Below are 1,115 nucleotides of genomic sequence, written 5' to 3' on the forward strand. Positions count from 1 at the left end.
CCACCAGCCGTGTTGTCCAATGATGATCTAAGCACTTTCATTGATACGTCTGACGAGTGGATTAGAACTCGAACTGGTATCGAAAACCGTCGTATCAGTCATGTAAATACCTCTGAGTTAGCGACTGTTGCTGCTCAACACGCAATGGCGTGTGCTGGTCTTACTGCCGAAGATATCGACCTCGTGATCATCGCGACGTGCAGCCCAGACTCCCTTATTCCAAATACTGCGTCTAAAGTTCAACAGAACCTAGGCATCAAGAGCGCAGCGGCTTTCGACCTTAACGCAGCGTGTACAGGGTTCATCTACGGCGTTGAAACGGCGACTCGACTGATTCAAGCAGGCAACTACCGTAATGCTATCGTAGTGGGTGCAGAACGCTTGTCATTCTTCATCGACTGGACCAAGCGTGATACTGCGGTTCTATTTGGTGACGGCGCAGGTGCTGTGGTTCTATCTCGCACTGAAGAGCAGGTTGGCTTACAAGAAGCGCAAATCGGTTGTGACGCAGAAGGCCGTGACATTCTAGCGGTACCCAAATTCGGTACTTCTATGGACCGCTTTGCTGCAGATAACGGTTACTGGGACTTTGATTTCGTAGGTAAAGAAATCTTCAAGCGTGCAGTGAAAGGCATGGGCGCTGCTGCACACACAGTATTAAGCCGTACTGGCATCTCAACCGACAATATCGATGTTGTGATTCCGCACCAAGCTAACATCCGAATCATCCAAACTTTGTGTGATATGGCGGGTATTGAGCGCGAGAAAGCGTTTGTTAACATCCAAAACTACGGCAACACGTCGGCAGCTACTGTGCCAATTGCACTGTGTGAATCATTAGAGCAAGGCTTCGTTAAACCTAACTCTAACATCTTGCTTGCGGCATTTGGTGCAGGTTTAACTTGGGGTGCTGGCCATATTAAGTGGGGCAGTCGTGTTGAACCGTTAGGTCAATCGGATGCGAAGCTTCCAGAAGCGGATAAATCTGCTTTGGAGCTTCTAGAAAGAGCCATTTTACACTGTAAAACGCGTCCTAACTCAGAAAGTGAGTAGCGGAGTATGGTACGAGTTCGCCTTTTAAGTCGGATTCGCCCCATGATATAAATCGACCACCA

The 1,115-nt window shown here is 48.6% G+C and carries 1 protein-coding gene; it reads left to right on the forward strand.

All coding sequences use genetic code 11. The annotated features are described in order from the left end of the window. Positions 1-1,053, forward strand: a 1,053-nt coding sequence (locus AB4653_RS27545; RefSeq protein WP_372105831.1) for a ketoacyl-ACP synthase III, incomplete at its 5' end; no start/stop codon positions are given. Positions 1,054-1,115 lie beyond the last annotated feature (62 nt).

The sequence above is a fragment of the Vibrio sp. 10N.222.48.A3 genome (assembly GCF_041475345.1).
GTDB classification, from domain to species: Bacteria; Pseudomonadota; Gammaproteobacteria; order Enterobacterales; family Vibrionaceae; genus Vibrio; species Vibrio tasmaniensis_A.